Raw genomic sequence first — 18,767 nt, 5'->3', positions numbered from 1 at the left:
AGGAACAGGACCAGATCTGGCAAAGATGATGGAACCAGTTTTGCAGCTCGAAATCGCCCTGCCGGAGCGCGGTTCGCGCGAGGTATTGCGCGCCCTGCATCGCCAGTTGCGCGCGGCCATCGTCGAAGGGCGCTTCGCGCCTGGGCTGCGCCTGCCGTCCAGCCGCAGGCTCGCTCTCGCCTGCGGCGTCGCGCGCAACACCGTCCTCGCGGCCTACGATCTGCTGCTCTCGGAAGGCTATGTCGTCACGCGGCCAGGCGGCGGCACCTATGTTGCCGATGTCGCGGCGCCTGGCGCGGCATCGGCCCGCGCAGTCGCCGTGCGAGCAGCCGCCACGAGCGGCGACGCCCGCCTGAACGCGCGCTGGCGTACGCCGCCCGCGCTGGTGCGGCTCGATCCCGGCGCGAACTTCGAATACGACTTCATCCTCGGTTTGCCCGACAAGCGCGCGTTTGCCTTCGACATCTGGCGGCGTCTTTCGGCGCGTGCACTGCGCGGGCTTTCGAAGGCTCCGGCGACGTACGCTCAAGCGCAAGGCCGCGCCGGGTTGCGCGAGGCGATCGCGCACCACGTTTCTTATGCGCGCGCGGTGGCCTGCGAGGCGCGCGATGTCGTCGTGACTTCCGGCGCGCAGCAGGCGTTCGATCTGCTCGCCCGCGTGCTCGTCACGCCGGGCAAGACCGTGGTGGCGGTGGAAGATCCCGGCTACCCGCCGCTGCGCCGCGCGTTTGCGCTGGCAGGCGCGCGCATGGCGGGCGTGCCCGTGGACGCCGAAGGCATCGTCGTCGACGCCTTGCCGCACGACGCACGCGTGATCTGCGTGACGCCCTCCCACCAGTTTCCGTTAGGTGTCCCGATGTCGTCGGCGCGGCGCAGCGCCCTGCTCGCATTCGCCCGCCAGCACGGCGCCGTCGTGATCGAAGACGACTATGACGGCGAGTTCCGTCACGACGACCGCCCGCTCGACGCGCTGCAAACACTCGACCGCGACGCGTGCGTTTGCTATGTCGGCACGTTTTCGAAGTGCCTGTTTCCGGGGCTGCGCATAGGTTATGTGGTCGCGCCGGACTGGGCGCGCGACGCGCTCGCCGCCGCGCGGCAGTGCGCCGACTGGCACGGCAATCTGCTCGCGCAGGACACGCTCGCGGCCTTCATGCGCGAAGGGCATCTGGTGCGGCACATCCGCAAGATGCGCGCGCAGTACCGCGCGCGCCGCGACGCGCTGCTCGACGCGCTCGCGCGCCATTGCGCCGCGTCGATCCGGCCCGTTGCGCCCGCCGCGGGCCTGCATCTCGCGGCCGGTCTTTGTGCGCCCGTGGATGGGGAAACGCTTTGTGCCGCTGCGTTGCAAGCGGGAATCCGTGTGCAGACGCTGGCCGGATTCGCCTGCGAACCGCACACTGCGCTGGAAGGCCTCGCTTTCGGCTTCGGCATGATCGAAGCCCATCGCATTGACGCCGCCATCGCGCGTCTTGCTGCCTGCGTGCGCTGAGCCGTGCCACCCGGACCATCAAGCCGCCGGGCCATAGGGCCATCGGGCCATCGGGCCGGGCTCGCACCGTCACTGCGCCGCGAGCCGCTCCGCCGAAAAACGCAATCCGTCGAAGAGCCGTTCGGCCACGCGCCCGGGAAAGCCTTCGGGCAACGCGGACGCCACCGCTTCGATTGCGTGCGGCGTGCGTTCGAGCACGCGCTCGACTAGCGGCGCAGCATCGGGTCCGTAATGGCACAGCCGCGCGGTGGCGTCGAAATGCGCGCGCTTCACGTCGCGCATGCGGTAGTGGCGCGCCTTGCCCCACACCGCCATCGCAAGCGACGCCTTGTGCCACGACCACTGGTTGCCGCCGTCGCCCTCCACGGGCCAGATCGACATCACGTCGTAGAGCGGCGTGAGCTGGAAGCGCCCGGCAGGCAGCAGGCGAATGCTGAAGTTTTTCGCGTGACCATCCGGCGCGGCGAGCATCCAGAAAACGATTTGCGCTGCGAGAAAGGTTTCGATGTCTTCGCGCGACTGCTGCGACTGGCGCAACAGCCCCGCGATCTCGCGCACGCCGGGGCCGCCGTGCGCCTCGTACTTGCGGTGCGGCGGCACGCCGAGCGCCTGGCAGAAGTCCTCCTGCGGCAGGCGCAAGAGTGCGCCGCCGCGCGAGAGCGTGCGATCGAAGCGCTCCACGCACAGCACTTTCTGCGCGCCGAACGTCATGATCTGCGCCTGCGACGCGGGCAGCCCGTAGGCTCTCAGCAGTGCCAGGCAAAGCCATTCGTTTTCTACCGACGTATTGAAGTCCACCTTGCGATGGCCGATCAACCCCAGCGGCAGCTTGAGAATGTGCGTGGTGGGCGTGGCGCCGCGTGGCAGCAGCCATTTGCCGCGGTGGCGCAGCAGCGCCGTTTTCTCCTGCGCGCCCGCAAGCGAAATACGCAGTTCGTCGCTCTCCTCCGCACCGCCCGGCAATGCCCCCGCCGTTTCGAGCAGCAGCCGCTCGACGGCGGCTTCGCTCAGCGGTGCGCCTTCGATGCGGTCGATACGCCCCGGCGTTTCGTCCTCGCCGAGCAGTTGCACCGCGCCCACGCAATCGCGCCCGATCGCCTTGAGCAGATCGAAGGCCTCCAGCGTATCCGTGCGAAAGCGCGTCGCGATGCGGCGGCGGATTTGCGGGCTGTCGGGCAGGAGGTTGTCGAAGTAATGGTGGACGCGCTCGCCACGCAGCGGCACGTCGCCGATGCCGAACGGCAGCGAGAGCGAAAGCGGCCGGCCCACGGCCGAGCGCTTCCAGGCGTCGTCGTAGCGCAGTTCCGTGTCGCCGGCGGCCGTCACGACCCATGTGCCCACACGCTCGCCGTTGGCCCAGATCGAAAGCGCGCTCGAATGCGATTTGCGGCCCATCGTCACCACTCCGGCGCAGCCGCGCCCGCGGCCTCGCGCGACTGCACGCAGAACTCCAGCCCGTAGAGCGCGAAGAGCGCAAGCATCTGTTCGAGCGACAGGCTGGCCGCGCCCGTGGTTTCGAGCGCGGACAAGCGCGGCTGGCCGATGCCGAGATGGGCCGCCGCCTGCGCCTGGGTCAGGCCGCGCGCCTTGCGCGCCGACATCAGAATCTCGCCAAGCCCGGCGGGCGTCTGGACGATGATCTTCATGGCATATTCCTGTGAGGCATAAACCGATTATATGCCTGTGGCGAATATTTCTTAAATATCACTCACACGCATAAAAATGGATTATCACTCACAGGAATAAATTGTGTGCGGGCGGACCTGTGGGTCGCTCAGTCGGTGCGCACGTCGGGGTAATGCTCGAACGTCTCCTTGATCAGCCGGCGCAGCCAGATGTTCGCGCGATCCTCGTGAAATCTCGGGTGCCAGAACTGCCGCAGGCCGAACGGCGGCAGCGGCACCGGCGGCGGCACGATCTTCACCGTGCCGAGCTTCGCGAACACGTTGCCCAGTTCCAGCGGCACCGTGGCGATCAGGTCGGGATGCTGGTCGATGAGCAACGGCACGGCGAGGAAATGCGGCGTGGAGAGATACACGTTGCGGCGAATGCCGTGCTCGTCGAACGCGGCGTCGTAAGCCGCGCCGCCGGGGCTCGCGAGCGTCACCACGATATGGCGTAGCGTTTCGAACTGCTCGCGCGTGATCGTGTCGCCCACCGCCGTGTTGCGCACGCTCACCATCGTCACGAACTCGTGCAGAAAAAGCAGTTGCTGGAACAGGTCGTCGGGCGCGGTGCGAAAGGAGCCCAGCGCGAGATCGGCCTCGCCCGAAGCCAGCATGTCCTTCACCTGCGGGAGCGGCACCTGCACGCTGCGTAGCGTGCAATGCGGCGCGAACTTGCGCAACTGGCGCATGAGCGGCGGCAGGAACACCAGCTCGCCCATATCGGTCATGCACAGCGTGAAGCTGCGCCGCGCCGTTTGCGGGTGGAACTGCGCCTGGGAAACCACGTCTTCGCGCAGTTTCGCCATGATTTCCATGATCGCGGGCGCGAGCATCGCGGCCTTGGCCGTGGGCGCCATGCCGGTGGGCGTCTTCACGAACAACTGGTCTTCGAAATACGCGCGCAGCCGGTTCAGCGCGTGGCTCATCGCGCCCTGCGTGAGGCCGACTTCGGCGGCGGCGCGCGTGACGCTGCGCTCGCGCAGCAACGCGTCGAACACGCTCAACAGATTCAGGTCCAGATCTCGCACATGCATGGCGTGCATTCAACGCATTAGCCTCATTGGATTGACGCATGTTGAGGCGAAATCTATCTTCGGGTCAAGCGTTTTCACCGGCGGCTAACCGGCCGGTCAGCGCCCAATACAACGAAACCGGAGACACGACATGTTCATTCGCAACACGTGGTACGTCGCGGCGTGGTCGCACGAAGTGACCGACGAAGCGCTCTTTTCCCGCACGATCATCGGCACGCCAGTGCTGCTGTATCGAGGCTCGGACGGCCATGTCGTCGCGTTGCAGGACCGCTGCTGCCATCGCGGCGCGCCGCTTTCGATCGGCCGCCGCGAGGGCGACTGCGTGCGCTGCCTCTATCACGGCCTGAAGTTCGACGCGAGCGGCGTGTGCGTGGAAGCGCCCGCGCAGGCCCGCATTCCGCCGCAGGCGAAGGTGGCGAGCTACCCCGTGGTCGAGCGCCACCGCTGGATCTGGATCTGGATGGGCGACCCGGCGCTCGCCGACCCCGCAACGATTCCCGACACGCACTGGGTGGACGACCCTGCCTGGCGCTGCCTGCCCGGCTACATCCACTACGACGTGAACTACCTGCTCATCTGCGACAACCTGCTCGACTTCTCGCATCTGCCCTTCGTGCATCCGGGCACGCTGGGCGGCCCCGAAAGCTACGCGAGCGTGCAGCCGAAGGTGGAGCGCATCGAAGGCGGCGTGCGCGTCACGCGCTGGACCATGGACATCAAGGCGCCCCCCTTCGCGGCCGCCGTGAAGCACTGGCCCGGCAATGTCGATCGCTGGAACATCTACGACTTCACGATTCCAGGCGTCCTGCTGATGGATTCGGGCATGGCGCCCACCGGCACCGGCGCACGCGAGGGCGCGCGCGTGGACGCTGCCGAGTTCCGCAGTTGCCAGGCGCTCACGCCGGAGACGGAAACCTCCACGCACTACTTTTTCGCGCAGCCGCACAACTTCGCGATCGACCGGCCCGAGGTCACGCGCTCCGTACATGACGCCATCGTCGAAGCCTTCGACGAGGACCGCGCGATCATCACGGCGCAGCAGCGCAATCTCTCGCTCGATCCCGATTTCAAAATGATGGCGTTCGGCATCGACAGCGCGCTCTCGCAGTTCCGCTGGACCGTGAACCAGCGGCTCGAAGCCGAGCGCGCGCAGCAGGCGGAAATCAAGGCGGCCGAACCCGCGAGCGGAGCGGCGCAATGATCGAAGTCGTCGTCAAGCGCCTTTCGCGCGAGGCCGAAGGCGTGCTCGGCGTGGAGCTCGTGCGCGCGGACGGCGGCGCGCTGCCGTCTTTCGAAGCGGGCGCGCATGTGGACGTCGCGCTCGCGCACGGTCTCATGCGCCAGTACTCGTTGTGCAACGATCCTGTGGAGACGCATCGCTACTGCCTTGGCGTCGGGCTCGCCACGCCCTCGCGCGGCGGCTCGCACCATGTGCACGAGACCCTGCGCGAAGGCGACCGGCTCGCGGTCTCGCCGCCGCGCACGCTGTTTGCGCTCGCGCGCGAGGGCGCGGCGCACCGCTTCATTGCGGGCGGAATCGGCATCACGCCGATCCTGAGCATGATTCGCGCCTGCGAGCGTGCTGGCGCGCGCTGGTCGCTCGACTACGCGGTACGTTCGCGGGAGCGCGCGGCTTACCTGGGATTCCTGAGCACGTTCGGCGCGCGTGTGCGTCTGCATGTGGACGACGAAGGTACTCGTCCTCAACCCCAGGCGTGGCTCGACGGTATCGACGCGCATGAGCACGTCTACTGCTGCGGCCCCGCGGCGATGATGGACGCCGTCGCGCAAGCCGCCGAGGCACGCGGCGTCGCGCGCGAGCGCGTGCATTTCGAGCGCTTCGCCGCGCCGCCCGCGGCGGCCTCCGAGGCCCCGCACGGCGACGCGCCGCCAGCCTCGTTCACCGTGGTGCTCGCGCGCAGCGGCCAGCGCTGCACGGTCGAAGCCGACGAGTCGATCCTCACGTGCCTGGAGCGCCACGGCCACGCGTTGCCGCATGCGTGCCGCGAGGGCTTGTGCGGCAGCTGCGAAACGCCGCTGATCGAGGGCGCGGCCGAGCATCGCGACTTCGTGCTGGACGAAGCCGAACGCGCGGCGAACCGGCGGCTGATGATCTGCGTTTCGCGTTCGCGCACGCCCGAACTCGTGCTCGATCTTTGAGCCACGGGCGGCGGCGCTCGCACGCTCAGACGCTCAGGCGCGCACGGCCTCCTGGCCGCGCTCGTGCGCGCGCACGTCGAACGCCCCGCCCGTCAAGGTCTGGTCGCGCAGCGTCACCGGCTTTTTGCCCGGCAGCAGCGGGAACACGAGCTCGGCGAAGCGGATCGCCTCTTCCAGGTGCGGATAGCCGGAAAGCACGAAGCTGTCCGCGCCCGCGTCGACGTATTCCTTGAGCCGCAGCGCCACCGTCTGCGGGTCGCCCACGAGCGCCGTGCCCGCGCCGCCGCGCACCAGACCCACGCCGGCCCACAGGTTCGGGCTGATTTCGAGCTTGTCGCGGCGGCCGCCGTGCAGTTCGGCCATGCGGCGCTGGCCCACCGAATCCATGCGCGCGTAGTTCTCCTGGGCGCGGCGGATGTCGTCGTCGTCGAGCTTGCTGATCAGGCGGTCGGCGGCGGCCCAGGCTTCTTCGTTGGTCTCGCGCACGATCACATGCAGGCGCACGCCGAGCTTGAGCGTGCGGCCGTGGCGCGCCGCCCGCGCGCGAATGTCGGCGAACTTCTGCGCCACGGCTTCGGGCGGCTCGCCCCAGGTGAGATACGCATCCACGTGCCTGGCCGCCAGCTCGTGCGCGGCCGGCGACGAGCCGCCGAAGTACAGCGGCGGATACGGCGTCTGCACCGGCGCGTGGAAGTTCTGCGCGCCTTCCACGCGCAGATGCTTGCCCTCGAAGTTCACCGTCTCGCCGCGCAGCAGATCGCGCCAGATTGTGAGGAACTCGTCGGCGGCTTCGTAGCGCTCGTCGTGGCCGAGGAACACGCCGTCGGCCGCCAGCTCGGTGGCGTCGCCGCCCGGCACGACATTGAGCAGCAGGCGGCCGTTCAACGCCTGATCGAGCGTGGCCGCCTGGCGCGCCGAAGCGGTCGGGCCGCCCAGCGACGTGCGCAGCGCCACGAGCAGCTTGATTCGGTGCGTGACCGGCGCGAGGCTCGCCGCCGTCACCCACGGGTCGAGGCAACTGCTGCCGGTGGGAATGAGCAGGCCGTCATAGCCGAGTTCTTCGGCCGTCACGGCGATCTGGCGCATATACGCGTTGGTCGGCGCGCGGCCGAAATCGGATTTGCCGAGGTAGCGGGTGTCGCCCGAGGTCGGCAAGAACCAGAAAATGTCGAGACTCATCAATGATCCTGCTGCGGGTGAATAAGGACACGCAGCGCGGGCGCATATGGCGCTATCGCGCGGCTTCCGCCGCCCGTGCGTCGGGCGGGTGCTCGCACATTGGAACAGCCAGGGGCGCATTCCCCTACCAGTTAATCGGCAATTGCATATGACGTTTTCGGCTATGCGCGCGCCGCCGCGACGCGCCGCACGCGAAAACGAACCGTGGCCTAAACTGGATCGCACACCCGGCGGCGCCGCGCCGCTCGCGCATGGCGCGCCGGTTCAGCCCACGCGGTACCCAGCGAAAAGGAGTCCACGCATGGACACCCGAACCGTCAAGATTCCCGGCCCCGATCATCCGATCACGATAGAACCCGCGCCCGCCCGCGTGGTGGTGAAGGCAGGCGGGCGTGTCGTGGCCGACACGCGCCGCGCGCTTACGCTGCGCGAGGCGAACTATCCCGCCGTGTTCTATGTGCCGCGCGAGGACGCGGACATGACGCTGTTCGCCCGCACCCCGCACACGAGCTGGTGCCCGTACAAGGGCGAGGCGTCCTATTACTCGATCACGCCGGGCGGCGAGCGCGCGGTGAACGCGATCTGGAGCTACGAAATGCCGCACCCCGCGGTGGCCGCGATCAAGGCGCATCTCGCGTTCTATCCGGAGCGCGTCGATTCGATCGAAACGTTCGACTGAAGGCGAAGCGTCGTTCCGGACTGTCGCGCGATCGCTTCGCGCGTGCCAGCGTGCGAATGCGGCCGCACGTAAAGCCGTTCCTCGCTGACGCGCTCGATGATGAACGCATTCATGCCTAAGCGCAGGCGGCGCGGGCCGCCATCCTACAGTTGCGCCCGCAATCTGCCGTTATCCAGAATGGATCGCTGGACGCTTCATCGGCTGCGCGCGCCGCTGCAACATCGCTCCATCTGCCGCCTCGACGCTCACACAGGCCCCAAGGTGTGCCAGGATTCGGTTATCCGCACGGCCTGACGCCGCAGCGCCCCGCTCCCTTACATCCAACCGACATGCAACAAGGCACCCCGGCCAACGCAGCCAGTTTCGCCAACATGGGCGTCGATCTGCTCGACTTCTTCGACGTGACGCCCACTTCGTTGTGGCTCGAAGACTATAGCCAGCTACGCGCGCTCTTCGAGCGCTGGCGCGCGGCGGGCGTCACCAACCTGCGCCAGTTCCTCGAAGCAGACCCGCGCCGCGTGGCCGAGTGCTCCGCCTGCATCCGCGTGCTCAAGGTCAACCGGCATACGCTCGACCTGTACGGCGCGCGCGACTACGAAGAACTCGCGGCACATCTTTCCCAGGTGCTGCGCGACGACATGTTCCAGGCCCACGTGGGCGAGCTCGAACAGATGTGGACCGGCAACGCCACCTTCGAGAGCAAGAGCGTGAACTACACACTCGCCGGGCGGCGCATGGACATCCTGCTGCGCGGTGTGATCCTGCCCGGACACGAAGCCGACTGGAGCCGCGTGCTCGTGGCGATCGAGGACGTTTCGGCGCTGGAGGAGGCGCGGCATCGCGCGCACGCGAGCGAACAATATGCGCTCGGTGTTTTCGAGCACGCGCCGGTTTCGCTGTGGGTCGAAAACTTCTCGGCGATTCGCGAGTTGCTCAACGAGGTGCGCGAGCAAGGCATCATCGACTTTCGCACCTTCACCGACGTACACCCCGAATTCGTCGAGCGCTGCATGAGCGAGATCGAGGTGCTCGACGTGAATCACTACACGCTCGGCATGTTCCGCGCACCGGATAAAGCCACGCTGCTCTCGCGCCTGCCCGACGTGTTCCGCGACGAAATGCGCCCGCATTTCCGCGAGCAGTTGCTCGATCTGTGGGAGGGCCGCCTCTTTCAGCAGCGCGAGGTCGTGAACTACGCGCTCGACGGCAGCGAGCTCAATGTGCACCTGCAATTCTCGGTGTTTCCCGGTCACGAGGCGCAGTGGGATCTCGTGCTGCTCGCGCTCACCGACATCACGGCGCGCAAGAAGGCCGAGGCGTACCTCGAATTCCTCGGCAAGCACGACGTGCTCACCAAGCTCAAGAACCGCTCGTTCTATGTGGACGAACTCAACCGGTTGCAGCGCAAGGGGCCGTTCCCGGTGAGCGCGATCGTCGTCGACATGGACAACCTGAAGACGGTGAACGACCAGCTCGGCCACGCAGCCGGCGACGCGTTGCTGCGCCGCGCGGGTGAAGTGCTCGCGAAGGCGATCCAGAAGCCGTATCAGGCGGCGCGCATCGGCGGCGACGAGTTCGCGGTGCTGATGCCCGGCGCCGACGAGCACAATGTCGAGATGGTCGCGGACAGCATCACGAAACTCGTTGATCTCAACAACCAGTTCTATGGTGGACCGAAACTGAGCTTTTCAATCGGTATTGCGACCTGCGAAGAAGGCGAGAGCGTGGAGGCCATGATGCGCGAAGCCGACGCCGCGATGTACGAGGCCAAGCGCCGCCGCAACGAAAGCAGCCGCACGTCGATGCAAGCCGACACGGCGCGTGACGTGTGAAGGCGCATGGATGCGCTTTGGACAACTGCTTTGGAGAACGTAATTTGCAGAACGCAAGACAGGCGGGAAAGAAAATAGCGGCCGACATGTGACCATGCCGACTTGCCGGGAGCCTCGCGCTCCCGTCTCTCGCACTCAGACGAGCGGCTCGACGCCGCTCGCCCGAATGCGGGCCACCGCCCTGGCGTGATGCGGTGCTGCACGGCCAATGGCCGCGCCGCCCGACGCGCGCACCGGCAAGCCGACCACCGCGTGACTCACGGTGTGTGACCCACAGCGTGGCCCGCCGGCTCGCGCGTCCGCCATGACGGCGGACTTTGCATCACGACGCGTTGACGGCGTCCTTGAATGCCTTGCCGGCGGTGAACTTCACCGTCTTCGCGGCGGCAATCTGGATCTCCGCGCCCGTAGCCGGGTTGCGGCCCACGCGGGCGGCACGCTGGCCAGTCGAGAACGAGCCGAAGCCGACGAGCTGCACGGAATCACCCGAGGTGACCGCACGCGTGACGACGTCGAGGATCGCGTCGATGGCTGCGCCGGTGGCTGCCTTGGTCTCGCCCGTGCTTGCGGCGACTGCGTCAATGAGTTCCTGTTTGTTCATCTGCTACCTGTGTTGAGTTGAGAAAACCTGCATACCCTACCTCACGCGCGCGAAACAGGCAAATCGCGTTGCATATGGAAACGCGTTGGCGGCCCGTCCGGCGCGTGTTTGGCCTTTCGCCCGAGTGATGGCGAAAGGCGAATGAATAGCACAACACGAAGACAGTGTGTAGACAAAACCGCGTAAAAAATTGGCAAAAATGCACAAAAACGACAAATCTTCGGCTTTACGGTAGATTGGGCGCGGGAATGATTCGTGCAGATGAAGCCGCTCAATTGCGGAAATCGGCAGTAATCTTTGATCTCGATTCCTTTAACCGCCTTTAACGGAAAAAACGCCGGGCCGGTTGGGAAGGCAATTTTTTGCGCTTTGCGTGGCTGGCTTATGGCCGGGGGCCAGCCAGCGGCACGGCGACTGACGAAAGCGTGATCGCGCCTTTCGATTGAGCAACGCGGGACGGCGCGCGCGCGTCTCACCTTGAACCCATGCGCGCAGAACGGCGTTTCATCGCTTACCGCGCGATTGATCAGTCATGCTGATCATTGATCCAGGGCCGTGCATTCCGGCTTACGTGAACACCCACAGCACGCGTGCCGGTTCCTCGGTGAGGTTGGCATAGCGAAAACGTCGGCGCGCAGGCAACTGGAAACTGTCGTTGGGGCGCAGCGTCACCGGATCGTCATCGTCCAGCCAGATCGTGAGCTCGCCTTCGAGCACGAAGCCGCCCTGCTCGTCGCTGTCGTCCACGGGGCGCTCTCCGCTCGTCGCGCCAGGGTCGAGCCGGCTCTCCAGCATCGAAAAACCCGAGGACATGCTCGGCGAAACCAGCACGTCCGTGATGCCGCCGCCATAGTAGAGCGTGCGCCGCTCGCCCGGCCGCGTGACCCAGGGCAGCGCGCGCGGCATGCTCACGCTGTAGAAGTACGTGGTGGGCGTTTGCAGCGCCTCGCCGATCGCCGTGAGGTCGGCCACCGTGGGTTGCGAAAGACCGCGCTCGACCTGCGAAAGAAAGCCGACCGAGCGCCCGATCTTTTTCGCGAGGTCCGCGAGCGTCACCTTCTTGTGCTTGCGCAGGTCGCGAATCAGGATCGCGAGGCCTTCTATTTCGTCCTGCCTGTCCATGCGGGAATCTCCGTCACACGACGTCGCGCAGCCGATACCACAGCTTGCCGAGCGCCTCCAGCGGCGCGGCGAGCCGCTCGCCGCCCGGAAAGCGCGGATTATGAAGGCGCTCGTAGAGCGAGAGCAAGCGCGTCTCGCCGAGGATGGCATCGGCCACGGCGCGCGCCGCCGCGAGCGTGGGCAGAATGCCGTGACCGGAAAACCCCTGTAACCAGTATCGATCGCGCTCGTGGCCCACATCGGGCGTGCGGCGGATGCTGATGTCGATATGACCGCCCCATGCGTACTCGAAACCGACGCCGCGCAACTGCGGAAATGCGCGTTCGAGACTGGGCCGGATCGCCGCGCCGATGTCCTTGGGAATGCCGCCCAGATAGGTGCATGCGCCGCCAAACAGCAGTCGATGATCGGGGCTCAGGCGAAAGTAGTCGGGCACGAACTGATTGTCGATCACGCAACTGTTGCGTGGCAGGAGCGAGTGGGCGAGATCGGGATCGAGGCGGTGCGTCGCGATCTGCCAGGTGCCCACCGGCAGCACCCGGCTCGCTAGTTCGCTGTCGAGCCGGTCGATATAGGCGTTGCAGGCGAGCACCAGCGTGGCGGCGCGCACCGCGCCCTCGCGCGTGCTCACCGTATAGCCGCTTTGCGTTTCGCGCCAGGCGAGCACGCGGCTCTGTTCGAAAATCGCGCCGCCCGCGCGTTCGATGGCGGCGGCAAGACCGAACGCGAGCTTGAGCGGATCGAGATGCCCGGCCTCGGGATCGTAGAGCGCCGCGCGATAACGGCGGCTGCCGATCCATTCGGGCATCTCGGCCTCGGGAATGAAGCGCAGCCTGTCGTAGCCCCACTTGTGCGCCGCCTCGTCGCGCGCGGCTTCGAGCATGCCGACCCGCGCGGCCTTCACCGCCGCCCACAAGCTGCCCGGCCGATAGTCGATATCGAAACCGTGCCGCCCCGGCAACTCGCGCACTTCGGCAGCCGCCCAGCGCATGCTGTCCCACAGCGCCCGTGCGCCCGCCACGCCCAGCGCCCGCTCGAACGGCGGCATGTCGCACGACCAGCCGGGCAGCGCCTGGCCGCCGTTGCGCCCCGACGCGGCCCACGCCACGCGGCTCGCCTCCAGGACCGCCACGCGGCGGCCCGCCAGCGCGAGCCGCAAGGCCGTGTGCAAACCACTGAAACCCGCGCCGACGACCACCACATCGACATCGAGGTCGCCGGCCAGCGCGGAGCGTTCGGGCAGCGCGCCCGGCCAGTTGCGTGCGTAATAGCTGTCGATATGGCGAGTCGATTCGGCGTACATGCGCGCGTCCGTGAATAAATGCCGGCTAAATTTCATGAAAAATTAGCACGACAATTTCACGCGCGCAAATTGGCGCAATCCCGATAGCGCGAGAGGCGCCGTTTAGCCTGCGGTTTCGTCGCCCTGCGCACGGTTCGCCCATGCCGCCACGTAGGCGGGAGCGTCCCGCTGCGGAGTGGCGGAATCGGCCACCGGCGGCAACGGCGCAAGCGTCAAGGGCAAGACGCCCGCCCAGACTGCACGGTCCATATCCTCTTCGTCGTCCTTCGGGCCGCCCGTGCGGATCTTCGTGACCGATTCCGCGAGCGCGATGCGCATGACCGTGGTCGCGGCCAGTTCCTTGCGATTGCCCGCGCGCACTTCGTGCCTGCGGCCCGGCGCGATGTGCTCCATGAAGGTGTCGAGCACAGCCGCCTTGTGCGCCTCTTCCACGGTCTCGAACACGCCGTAGATCACGGCAGAGCGATAGTTCATCGAGTGATTGAAGGCCGAGCGCGCGAGCACGAGGCCATCCAGGTGCGTTACGATCACGCACACCTGAGCGCCTTCGGCCGCGAGCCGCAGCATGCGGCTGCCATTCGAGCCGTGAATATAGAGATGATCGTCCTCGCGCCAGCATGCGGTGGGGATGCAATGCACGCCGTGCTCGTCGGAGAACGCGACATGGCAGACATAGGCTTCGTCGAGAATCGCATGCAGCGTGGCCGCGTCGTAGTGCGCGCGTTGCGCCACGCGGCGCACACGGGTGCGTTGCGACGGCGCGGCGGCGGGTTCGTTCACGGCATCGGCGAAGGACATGACCTTTTCTTCCTCAAGGTTCGGGGTTGGGATGCCGGTTACGATAGAGAAAGTGTGGCTCCATAGGTAGATCCAACGCGAGCGCAGTCGGTGGGGCCACGCGATCATTTCGCCATTTGCAAGGGAGCGCGTGTGAATACATTCAGTGTTGACGATCGAGGCAACGTATTGCGCTATTTCGATCTCCATGCCGCGACGGAGACGTTCGATCCGCTTCTTTATATTCACGGACTGGGATGCGCTTCGAGCAGCGACTATCCACCGGTCATCGCTTCCGCTGCCTATTCAAAACCCAGATCGCTACTCGTCGATCTCATGGGATCGGGCTTCAGCGACAAGCCGGAAGACGGCCAATACACGTCCGATGCGCAAGCCGACGTGCTCTCTGGATTCGTGACCGGGCAAGGACTCGCGAAGGTGAGCCTGTTTGGTCATAGCGCCGGCGCGTTCATCGCCTTGAAACTGGCGCAGCGCTTGCCTGCACAGGTCGACACGCTCATTTTGTGTCAACCCGGTCTGACGGATTACGGCGTCAGCATGCTCTCGTCCTTCACGGCCATGAGCGAGGACCAATTCGTTGACGGCGGCTTTTCGCAACTGGTGGCGCAATTGAAGGCGCAAGGTGGCAATGACGCCTGGCTGGGGCCATTTTCCGTCGCGTCGCAGTACGCCGTTTATCACTGGGCACGCTCCGCACTCGATGACAATGCGAGCGAGTGGCTCAACGCGTTTGCGAATCTGAGCGCAACAAAAGGCGTGATCCTTTCCGATACGGCTACGAGCGATGAAATCGCGAAATTCGAGCAGGCGGGCTGCACGGTCGAACTCGTCGCCAACGCCGAACACATGATCGCGTACGACAATCCTGACGGATTGGCCGCCGCCATCAGCAGACTCCTCCCGTTGAGTGCGTAGCGATACTTCGCGTTGAAGCGAGCCGGGAGCCGCTTCGTTGTCATCTTGCATGCCCCAAATCAAAGGTAATACAACGTAAACCGTCAAATATCTAACTCATGGCCTATTAATTTTGACATTAACACTATAATGTTGGAATTCCGCATGACCTTCGGATGCCCAGCCGCATCTCCCTCCTCATCCCCGCTTTCCACTCGACAACAAGCGTTCCAGGCCATCGCCACGCCCACCCGGGCACAGCCAAAACGCTCGCAAAACGCCCGCAAAGCGATTTGTCACGAAAAAGCTGTACATCCCGAAATTCTCCTGTACAATCCGGCCTCCTTGATTCCCCGATAGCTCAGTCGGTAGAGCGCCGGACTGTTAATCCGTAGGTCCCTGGTTCGAGCCCAGGTCGGGGAGCCAGGCATGCGGGAGTAGCTCAGTTGGTAGAGCGCAACCTTGCCAAGGTTGAGGTCGCGAGTTCGAGACTCGTCTCCCGCTCCAGTCAGTTTTCGCCCATGTGGCTCAGTGGTAGAGCACTCCCTTGGTAAGGGAGAGGTCGGCAGTTCGATCCTGCCCATGGGCACCATCAGCACCACTGGCAGCATCGCTTCAAGCCAATGCATGCCGCCGCGTAGCCGTTCTGGTCAACGCGTCATCCCTTCCCTGCTTTCCCTGCTCAGCGCATCACGTCTTTGCGTCGCCTCGCGGCACTCACGGCTCGACGACACACGCCGGATCGAACGCAGCGTTCTCCCATTGCAATTGCTCCGCGCCTTGCGCCGACGCGAGGTTCAACGCATAGCCACGCGGATTGGCGACCACGCGCGCGTTGCCATGGCGATAATCGAATGAGTCGTGCACGTGGCCATGGATCCAGAGATCCGCACGCGGCAGCAGGCGGCGCAGGTCGCTGAGAAAGCCCGAATTGACCGGATGGCCATCAAAGCGTGGATGAATCGAATCCGGCGACACGCCGTGGTGCGTCACCACCACGGTCTTGCCATCGAAGGGCTTCGCCAGTTCCGCCTCCAGCCAGGCCACCGCGCGCCGATGCTCGGCCAACGCCTCTTCAGGGCCGAATGCATCGCCGCCCCGCGCGCGAATCGCAGCGTGATCCGAATTCACCTTGCGCGCATAGTCCATGCTGCGAACGCGATCGCCATAAAGCTCGTAGTCGGTCCACAAGCAGCAGCCAAGAAAACGCGTGTCGCCGAAAGCGATCGCGCGACGTTCAAGGTAGTGAACCTGGGTGCCCGCCGAGCGTTGCTCGATAGCGGCCACGACCTGCGCGTACTCGCCTCCGTACGCTTCATGATTGCCGCTCACATAAACGACCGGCACAGGCCAGTCGGCAAAGGCATCCACAGCGCCCGCGCCGATGTGAATATCCCCGGCGAGCACGAGCAGGTCAGCGCCTGCGGCCGCCTCCAGCAGCGGGCGCTGCGGGAAACGGGATTGAAGTGCATCGAGGTGCAGATCGGACGCAATCTGTACGCGCATGATTCCTGGGACTGCCTTTGTTTAAGCGCTTTTATTGAAATCAGGCGATGAAGTCATGGGTGCGTGCGCTTCGGATGCAAAGCACACGCACCGCCTTCACTGAACGCCGCCTGCGCGTCCCTTCGAGGGCCAACCATATTCGGCCGCCTGCCAGGCGAGGAGGCCGGGCAAATAGAACAGCAGGTCGCGCACGCGGCGCGCACCGGCCAGTGCGAGGCAGGTGGGTGCATCGAAGCCCAGCAGACCGCCGAGCAGCACGAAGCCGCCCTCCTGCACGCCGAGATTGGCGGGAATCAGAAACGCGATGCTGCTCAGCATCTGGATGAGCGCTTCGATCACGAACGCGTCCATGAACGTCGCGTCCGTGCCGAGCACGCGCAGCGCGATCCAGATTTCCAGCGCATAGCCGAGGCATTGCAGCGTCTGCCAGATGAGCAGATAGCGCACGACCACGCCGGTCTGCCGCCAGATGAGCTTGACCGATTGATCGACGCGCGCGGACTTGCCCACCAGATCGACCACCTTGCCGCTCGTGAGATGGTTGAGCGTGCGCGCCGCGCGCTCGAATGGCCGCGCATGCTGCACGAGCGCAAAGAGCACCAGCACCGGCGCGAGCGCCGCAATGGCCCACGCGAGCCGGCCCACGAAGCGCGCCGTATCGGACGACGAATGCTCCAGCAGATAACCGGCCGCGACCAGTGCGAATACGAGCTGGCTGATGAGCGTGAGCTGCGTGTCCACGACGAGGCTCGCCACCGCCGTGGCCGGCCGCACGCCCGCGCGCCCCATCAGCCGGAACGACACGATCTCGCCGCCAATACGCGCGACGGGCAGCAACCCGTTGATCGACTCGCGTATCCATACGAGCTTGAGCATGGTCGCGAAGGTCGGGCGCTGCGCGGGGCGAATGAGGCTGCGCCAGTCCCACGCGTTCGCGCACATCGGCAGGATATGCGCGCTGGCCGCCAGCACGAGGCCCATGCCCGCGCCTCGCAGCAGTTGCAGCACGGCGGCAGGATGATCGCGCCATACGAGCCACACGGCGATCGCAAAACCGCACAGTGCAGCGATACGTCCCATGTGCTTCATCTGCGGGTGCTCTCTGATGGATGCTCCCGTCTCATTGTCTTCCTCATCTGCCGTAAAACTCAGGTCTCGTGTACCGGCGAAAGCATGCCGTTCCTGTCAACGCGAAAACGCGTGCCGCGCCAGACGACGCCTGACGAGCAAAAGCTCGCGACATAGATCGCGAACTGCACCATTTCGCAAAGGGGCAAGGATAGCAGGCTGCGCGTCTTGTCGCCGGTCGCCCGGTCGGTCTGCCAGATGAGCCACGCGCGAGCGGACAGCGCGACGGCGGCGAGAATCCACGCGGGCGTCGCGCCGCCCGAGAACGCCACGGCAAGCATGGCGAGCGCAAACGGATGCATGAGCACCGCGCCGAGATGCCCCGAGCGATCCGCCGCGCGAACGGTGCGGCTCCAGCGCAGTTCGTGCGCGAACAGCTTGGTGAAGGTGTTTTCCACGCAGGCGTGGCGCACGAGGATGGGCGGAATCGAAACCTCGGCGCCGGCGCGGCGCACCGCTTCGCCCACCGCATGGTCTTCGGCGAGATGATGCGAGAACTGCGCAAGCCCGCCGATGCGCTCCAGCATCTCCCGCGTCATGGCGATGGACTGGCCGAAGCACGGCCGCGCGCGACCGATGGCGAGGCCCGTGACGACGCCGGGCAGGAAATGATAGTTGGTGAGCGACGCCGCCACGCGCGGCCAGAAGCCGGGCGCGCACAGGCCGCGATAAACGGTCGTGACGAGACCGACGCCGGGCTGCTGCAACGCCCCGACGACATGGCGAAGATAGTCTCGATCGACGTGCACATCGCTATCGGCGAAGCACAGCACGTCGTGCTCGGCCTGTTCGAGCATGTTCACGAGATTCGCGATCTTGCGGTTGGGCCCGTAGAGGCGCGCATCGGCCACGACCGTGATGTTCGCATCGGGATAACGCACGCGCAAGCGATCGACGGCGCGTAGCGCTTCGTCGCAGGAGTCGTGAACACCGAAGAGATACTGGACTTGTCCAGGATAGTCCTGCTCGAAGAAACTCGCGAGATGCTGCTCCAGTTGCCATTCGTCGCCGTGCAGCGGCTTGGCGAGCGTGACCGCCGGAAACTCGCGCGGCACCGCCACTTCGCGCGCGAAGAAGCGGCCGACCAGCGCGCTGGCCGTACAGGTATAAACAATGCCGACCACGGCGCATAGCGCGCACACGAAGGCAAGCACAGCGGGAATCACGTGCGCGAATCCCGGCAACTCCAGATGAACCATTTCGATCGCCGCCAGAACGACGGCGATCGCGATCACGGCCATCGCAACGATGCCGCCCGTTCGCCCCTTCGCGCGCGCGCGGTCCATCATGCCTCGTGCGCGCGCAGGAAGCGGAAGAACTCCACGCCTTCGCGCAGACGCCGCTTCATCATGTCCCAGCTCATGAGCATCTC

At 65.8% G+C, this 18,767-nt stretch carries 18 protein-coding genes and 3 tRNA genes; 9 read left to right on the top strand and 12 right to left on the bottom strand.

The annotated features are described in order from the left end of the window. Positions 1 to 28: 28 nt before the first annotated feature. Positions 29 to 1,492 carry a MocR-like pyridoxine biosynthesis transcription factor PdxR gene (pdxR, locus tag C7402_RS44120; RefSeq protein ID WP_116615030.1) on the top strand — a complete coding sequence of 488 codons (1,464 nt, stop codon included), beginning with the start codon at positions 29 to 31 and terminating at the stop codon, positions 1,490 to 1,492. A 69-nt stretch (positions 1,493 to 1,561) separates the two neighbouring features. On the opposite strand, the gene C7402_RS44115 is transcribed toward pdxR, so the two are convergent. The 3 genes from C7402_RS44115 to C7402_RS44105 all read right to left on the bottom strand — a co-directional run bounded on the left by C7402_RS44115 (position 1,562) and on the right by C7402_RS44105 (position 4,193). Then, positions 1,562 to 2,887: a type II toxin-antitoxin system HipA family toxin gene (locus C7402_RS44115; RefSeq protein WP_116615029.1), complete on the bottom strand. Its 1,326-nt coding sequence runs from the start codon at positions 2,885 to 2,887 to the stop codon at positions 1,562 to 1,564. 2 nt (positions 2,888 to 2,889) lie between these two features. After that, positions 2,890 to 3,138 carry a helix-turn-helix domain-containing protein gene (locus C7402_RS44110; RefSeq protein WP_112178020.1) on the bottom strand — a complete coding sequence of 83 codons (249 nt, stop codon included), beginning with the start codon at positions 3,136 to 3,138 and terminating at the stop codon, positions 2,890 to 2,892. Positions 3,139 to 3,266: 128 nt separating this feature from the next. After that, positions 3,267 to 4,193: a LysR family transcriptional regulator gene (locus C7402_RS44105; RefSeq protein ID WP_341869292.1), complete on the bottom strand. Its 927-nt coding sequence runs from the start codon at positions 4,191 to 4,193 to the stop codon at positions 3,267 to 3,269. Between the two features lie 130 nt (positions 4,194 to 4,323). On the opposite strand from C7402_RS44105, the gene C7402_RS44100 reads away from it, so the two are divergent. Together C7402_RS44100 and C7402_RS44095 are read left to right on the top strand one after the other, a co-directional pair. Next, positions 4,324 to 5,394 carry an aromatic ring-hydroxylating dioxygenase subunit alpha gene (locus tag C7402_RS44100; RefSeq protein WP_116615027.1) on the top strand — a complete coding sequence of 357 codons (1,071 nt, stop codon included), beginning with the start codon at positions 4,324 to 4,326 and terminating at the stop codon, positions 5,392 to 5,394. Then, on the top strand, positions 5,391 to 6,353 hold the full coding sequence (locus tag C7402_RS44095) for a PDR/VanB family oxidoreductase (protein WP_116615026.1): 963 nt from the start codon (positions 5,391 to 5,393) through the stop codon (positions 6,351 to 6,353). Before C7402_RS44100 ends, C7402_RS44095 begins: the two co-directional genes overlap by 4 nt. A 33-nt stretch (positions 6,354 to 6,386) precedes the next feature. Here C7402_RS44095 and ssuD read toward each other — a convergent pair whose 3' ends face one another. After that, positions 6,387 to 7,532 carry an FMNH2-dependent alkanesulfonate monooxygenase gene (gene ssuD / locus C7402_RS44090; RefSeq protein ID WP_116615025.1) on the bottom strand — a complete coding sequence of 382 codons (1,146 nt, stop codon included), beginning with the start codon at positions 7,530 to 7,532 and terminating at the stop codon, positions 6,387 to 6,389. 301 nt (positions 7,533 to 7,833) lie between these two features. Here ssuD and C7402_RS44085 point away from each other — a divergent pair, with 301 nt between their 5' ends. Both C7402_RS44085 and C7402_RS44080 read left to right on the top strand, forming a co-directional pair. Further along, positions 7,834 to 8,211: a DUF427 domain-containing protein gene (locus C7402_RS44085; protein ID WP_116615024.1), complete on the top strand. Its 378-nt coding sequence runs from the start codon at positions 7,834 to 7,836 to the stop codon at positions 8,209 to 8,211. Positions 8,212 to 8,540: 329 nt separating this feature from the next. After that, on the top strand, positions 8,541 to 10,043 hold the full coding sequence (locus C7402_RS44080) for a sensor domain-containing diguanylate cyclase (protein ID WP_244315095.1): 1,503 nt from the start codon (positions 8,541 to 8,543) through the stop codon (positions 10,041 to 10,043). 135 nt (positions 10,044 to 10,178) lie between these two features. Here the strand turns inward: C7402_RS44080 and C7402_RS48130 are convergent, their stop codons facing one another. The 5 genes from C7402_RS48130 to C7402_RS44060 form a co-directional block, all read right to left on the bottom strand. Further along, positions 10,179 to 10,304 (bottom strand): hypothetical protein, encoded by a 126-nt coding sequence (locus tag C7402_RS48130; protein WP_279635613.1) that lies wholly within the window; start codon positions 10,302 to 10,304, stop codon positions 10,179 to 10,181. A gap of 61 nt (positions 10,305 to 10,365) precedes the next feature. Continuing rightward, on the bottom strand, positions 10,366 to 10,644 hold the full coding sequence (locus C7402_RS44075) for an HU family DNA-binding protein (RefSeq protein ID WP_028207645.1): 279 nt from the start codon (positions 10,642 to 10,644) through the stop codon (positions 10,366 to 10,368). A 567-nt stretch (positions 10,645 to 11,211) separates the two neighbouring features. After that, positions 11,212 to 11,766, bottom strand: coding sequence for a helix-turn-helix domain-containing protein (locus C7402_RS44070; protein ID WP_116615022.1), 555 nt, complete (start codon positions 11,764 to 11,766; stop codon positions 11,212 to 11,214). A 13-nt stretch (positions 11,767 to 11,779) separates the two neighbouring features. Next, positions 11,780 to 13,069 carry an NAD(P)/FAD-dependent oxidoreductase gene (locus C7402_RS44065; protein WP_116615021.1) on the bottom strand — a complete coding sequence of 430 codons (1,290 nt, stop codon included), beginning with the start codon at positions 13,067 to 13,069 and terminating at the stop codon, positions 11,780 to 11,782. Between the two features lie 102 nt (positions 13,070 to 13,171). Beyond that, the gene (locus C7402_RS44060; protein ID WP_116615020.1) at positions 13,172 to 13,867 is read right to left on the bottom strand and encodes a pyridoxamine 5'-phosphate oxidase family protein; all 696 of its coding nucleotides are present in this window, start codon (positions 13,865 to 13,867) and stop codon (positions 13,172 to 13,174) included. Between the two features lie 168 nt (positions 13,868 to 14,035). Here C7402_RS44060 and C7402_RS44055 point away from each other — a divergent pair, with 168 nt between their 5' ends. The 4 genes from C7402_RS44055 (at position 14,036) to C7402_RS44040 (ending at position 15,353) form a co-directional block, all read left to right on the top strand. After that, complete coding sequence (locus C7402_RS44055; RefSeq protein WP_244315094.1) at positions 14,036 to 14,782, top strand: alpha/beta fold hydrolase; 747 nt, start codon at positions 14,036 to 14,038, stop codon at positions 14,780 to 14,782. Between the two features lie 329 nt (positions 14,783 to 15,111). After that, positions 15,112 to 15,187, top strand: a tRNA-Asn gene (locus C7402_RS44050). A 5-nt stretch (positions 15,188 to 15,192) separates the two neighbouring features. Next, positions 15,193 to 15,268: transfer RNA gene (locus tag C7402_RS44045), tRNA-Gly, on the top strand. Between the two features lie 10 nt (positions 15,269 to 15,278). Further along, a tRNA-Thr gene (locus tag C7402_RS44040) sits at positions 15,279 to 15,353 on the top strand. Between the two features lie 125 nt (positions 15,354 to 15,478). Here the strand turns inward: C7402_RS44040 and C7402_RS44035 are convergent. The 3 genes from C7402_RS44035 to hpnI form a co-directional block, all read right to left on the bottom strand. Further along, positions 15,479 to 16,267 carry a metallophosphoesterase gene (locus tag C7402_RS44035; RefSeq protein WP_116615018.1) on the bottom strand — a complete coding sequence of 263 codons (789 nt, stop codon included), beginning with the start codon at positions 16,265 to 16,267 and terminating at the stop codon, positions 15,479 to 15,481. A 96-nt stretch (positions 16,268 to 16,363) separates the two neighbouring features. Then, positions 16,364 to 17,356 carry a lysylphosphatidylglycerol synthase domain-containing protein gene (locus C7402_RS44030; protein WP_112178008.1) on the bottom strand — a complete coding sequence of 331 codons (993 nt, stop codon included), beginning with the start codon at positions 17,354 to 17,356 and terminating at the stop codon, positions 16,364 to 16,366. Between the two features lie 59 nt (positions 17,357 to 17,415). Then, positions 17,416 to 18,681, bottom strand: a complete 1,266-nt coding sequence (gene hpnI, locus C7402_RS44025; RefSeq protein ID WP_116615017.1) for a bacteriohopanetetrol glucosamine biosynthesis glycosyltransferase HpnI — start codon at positions 18,679 to 18,681, stop codon at positions 17,416 to 17,418. Positions 18,682 to 18,767 lie beyond the last annotated feature (86 nt).

The organism is Paraburkholderia unamae (genome assembly GCF_003096875.1).
Taxonomy (GTDB): domain Bacteria; phylum Pseudomonadota; class Gammaproteobacteria; order Burkholderiales; family Burkholderiaceae; genus Paraburkholderia; species Paraburkholderia unamae.
The sequence above is the reverse complement of the archived record's forward strand: the minus strand, read 5'-3'. Positions and strand labels throughout refer to the sequence as shown.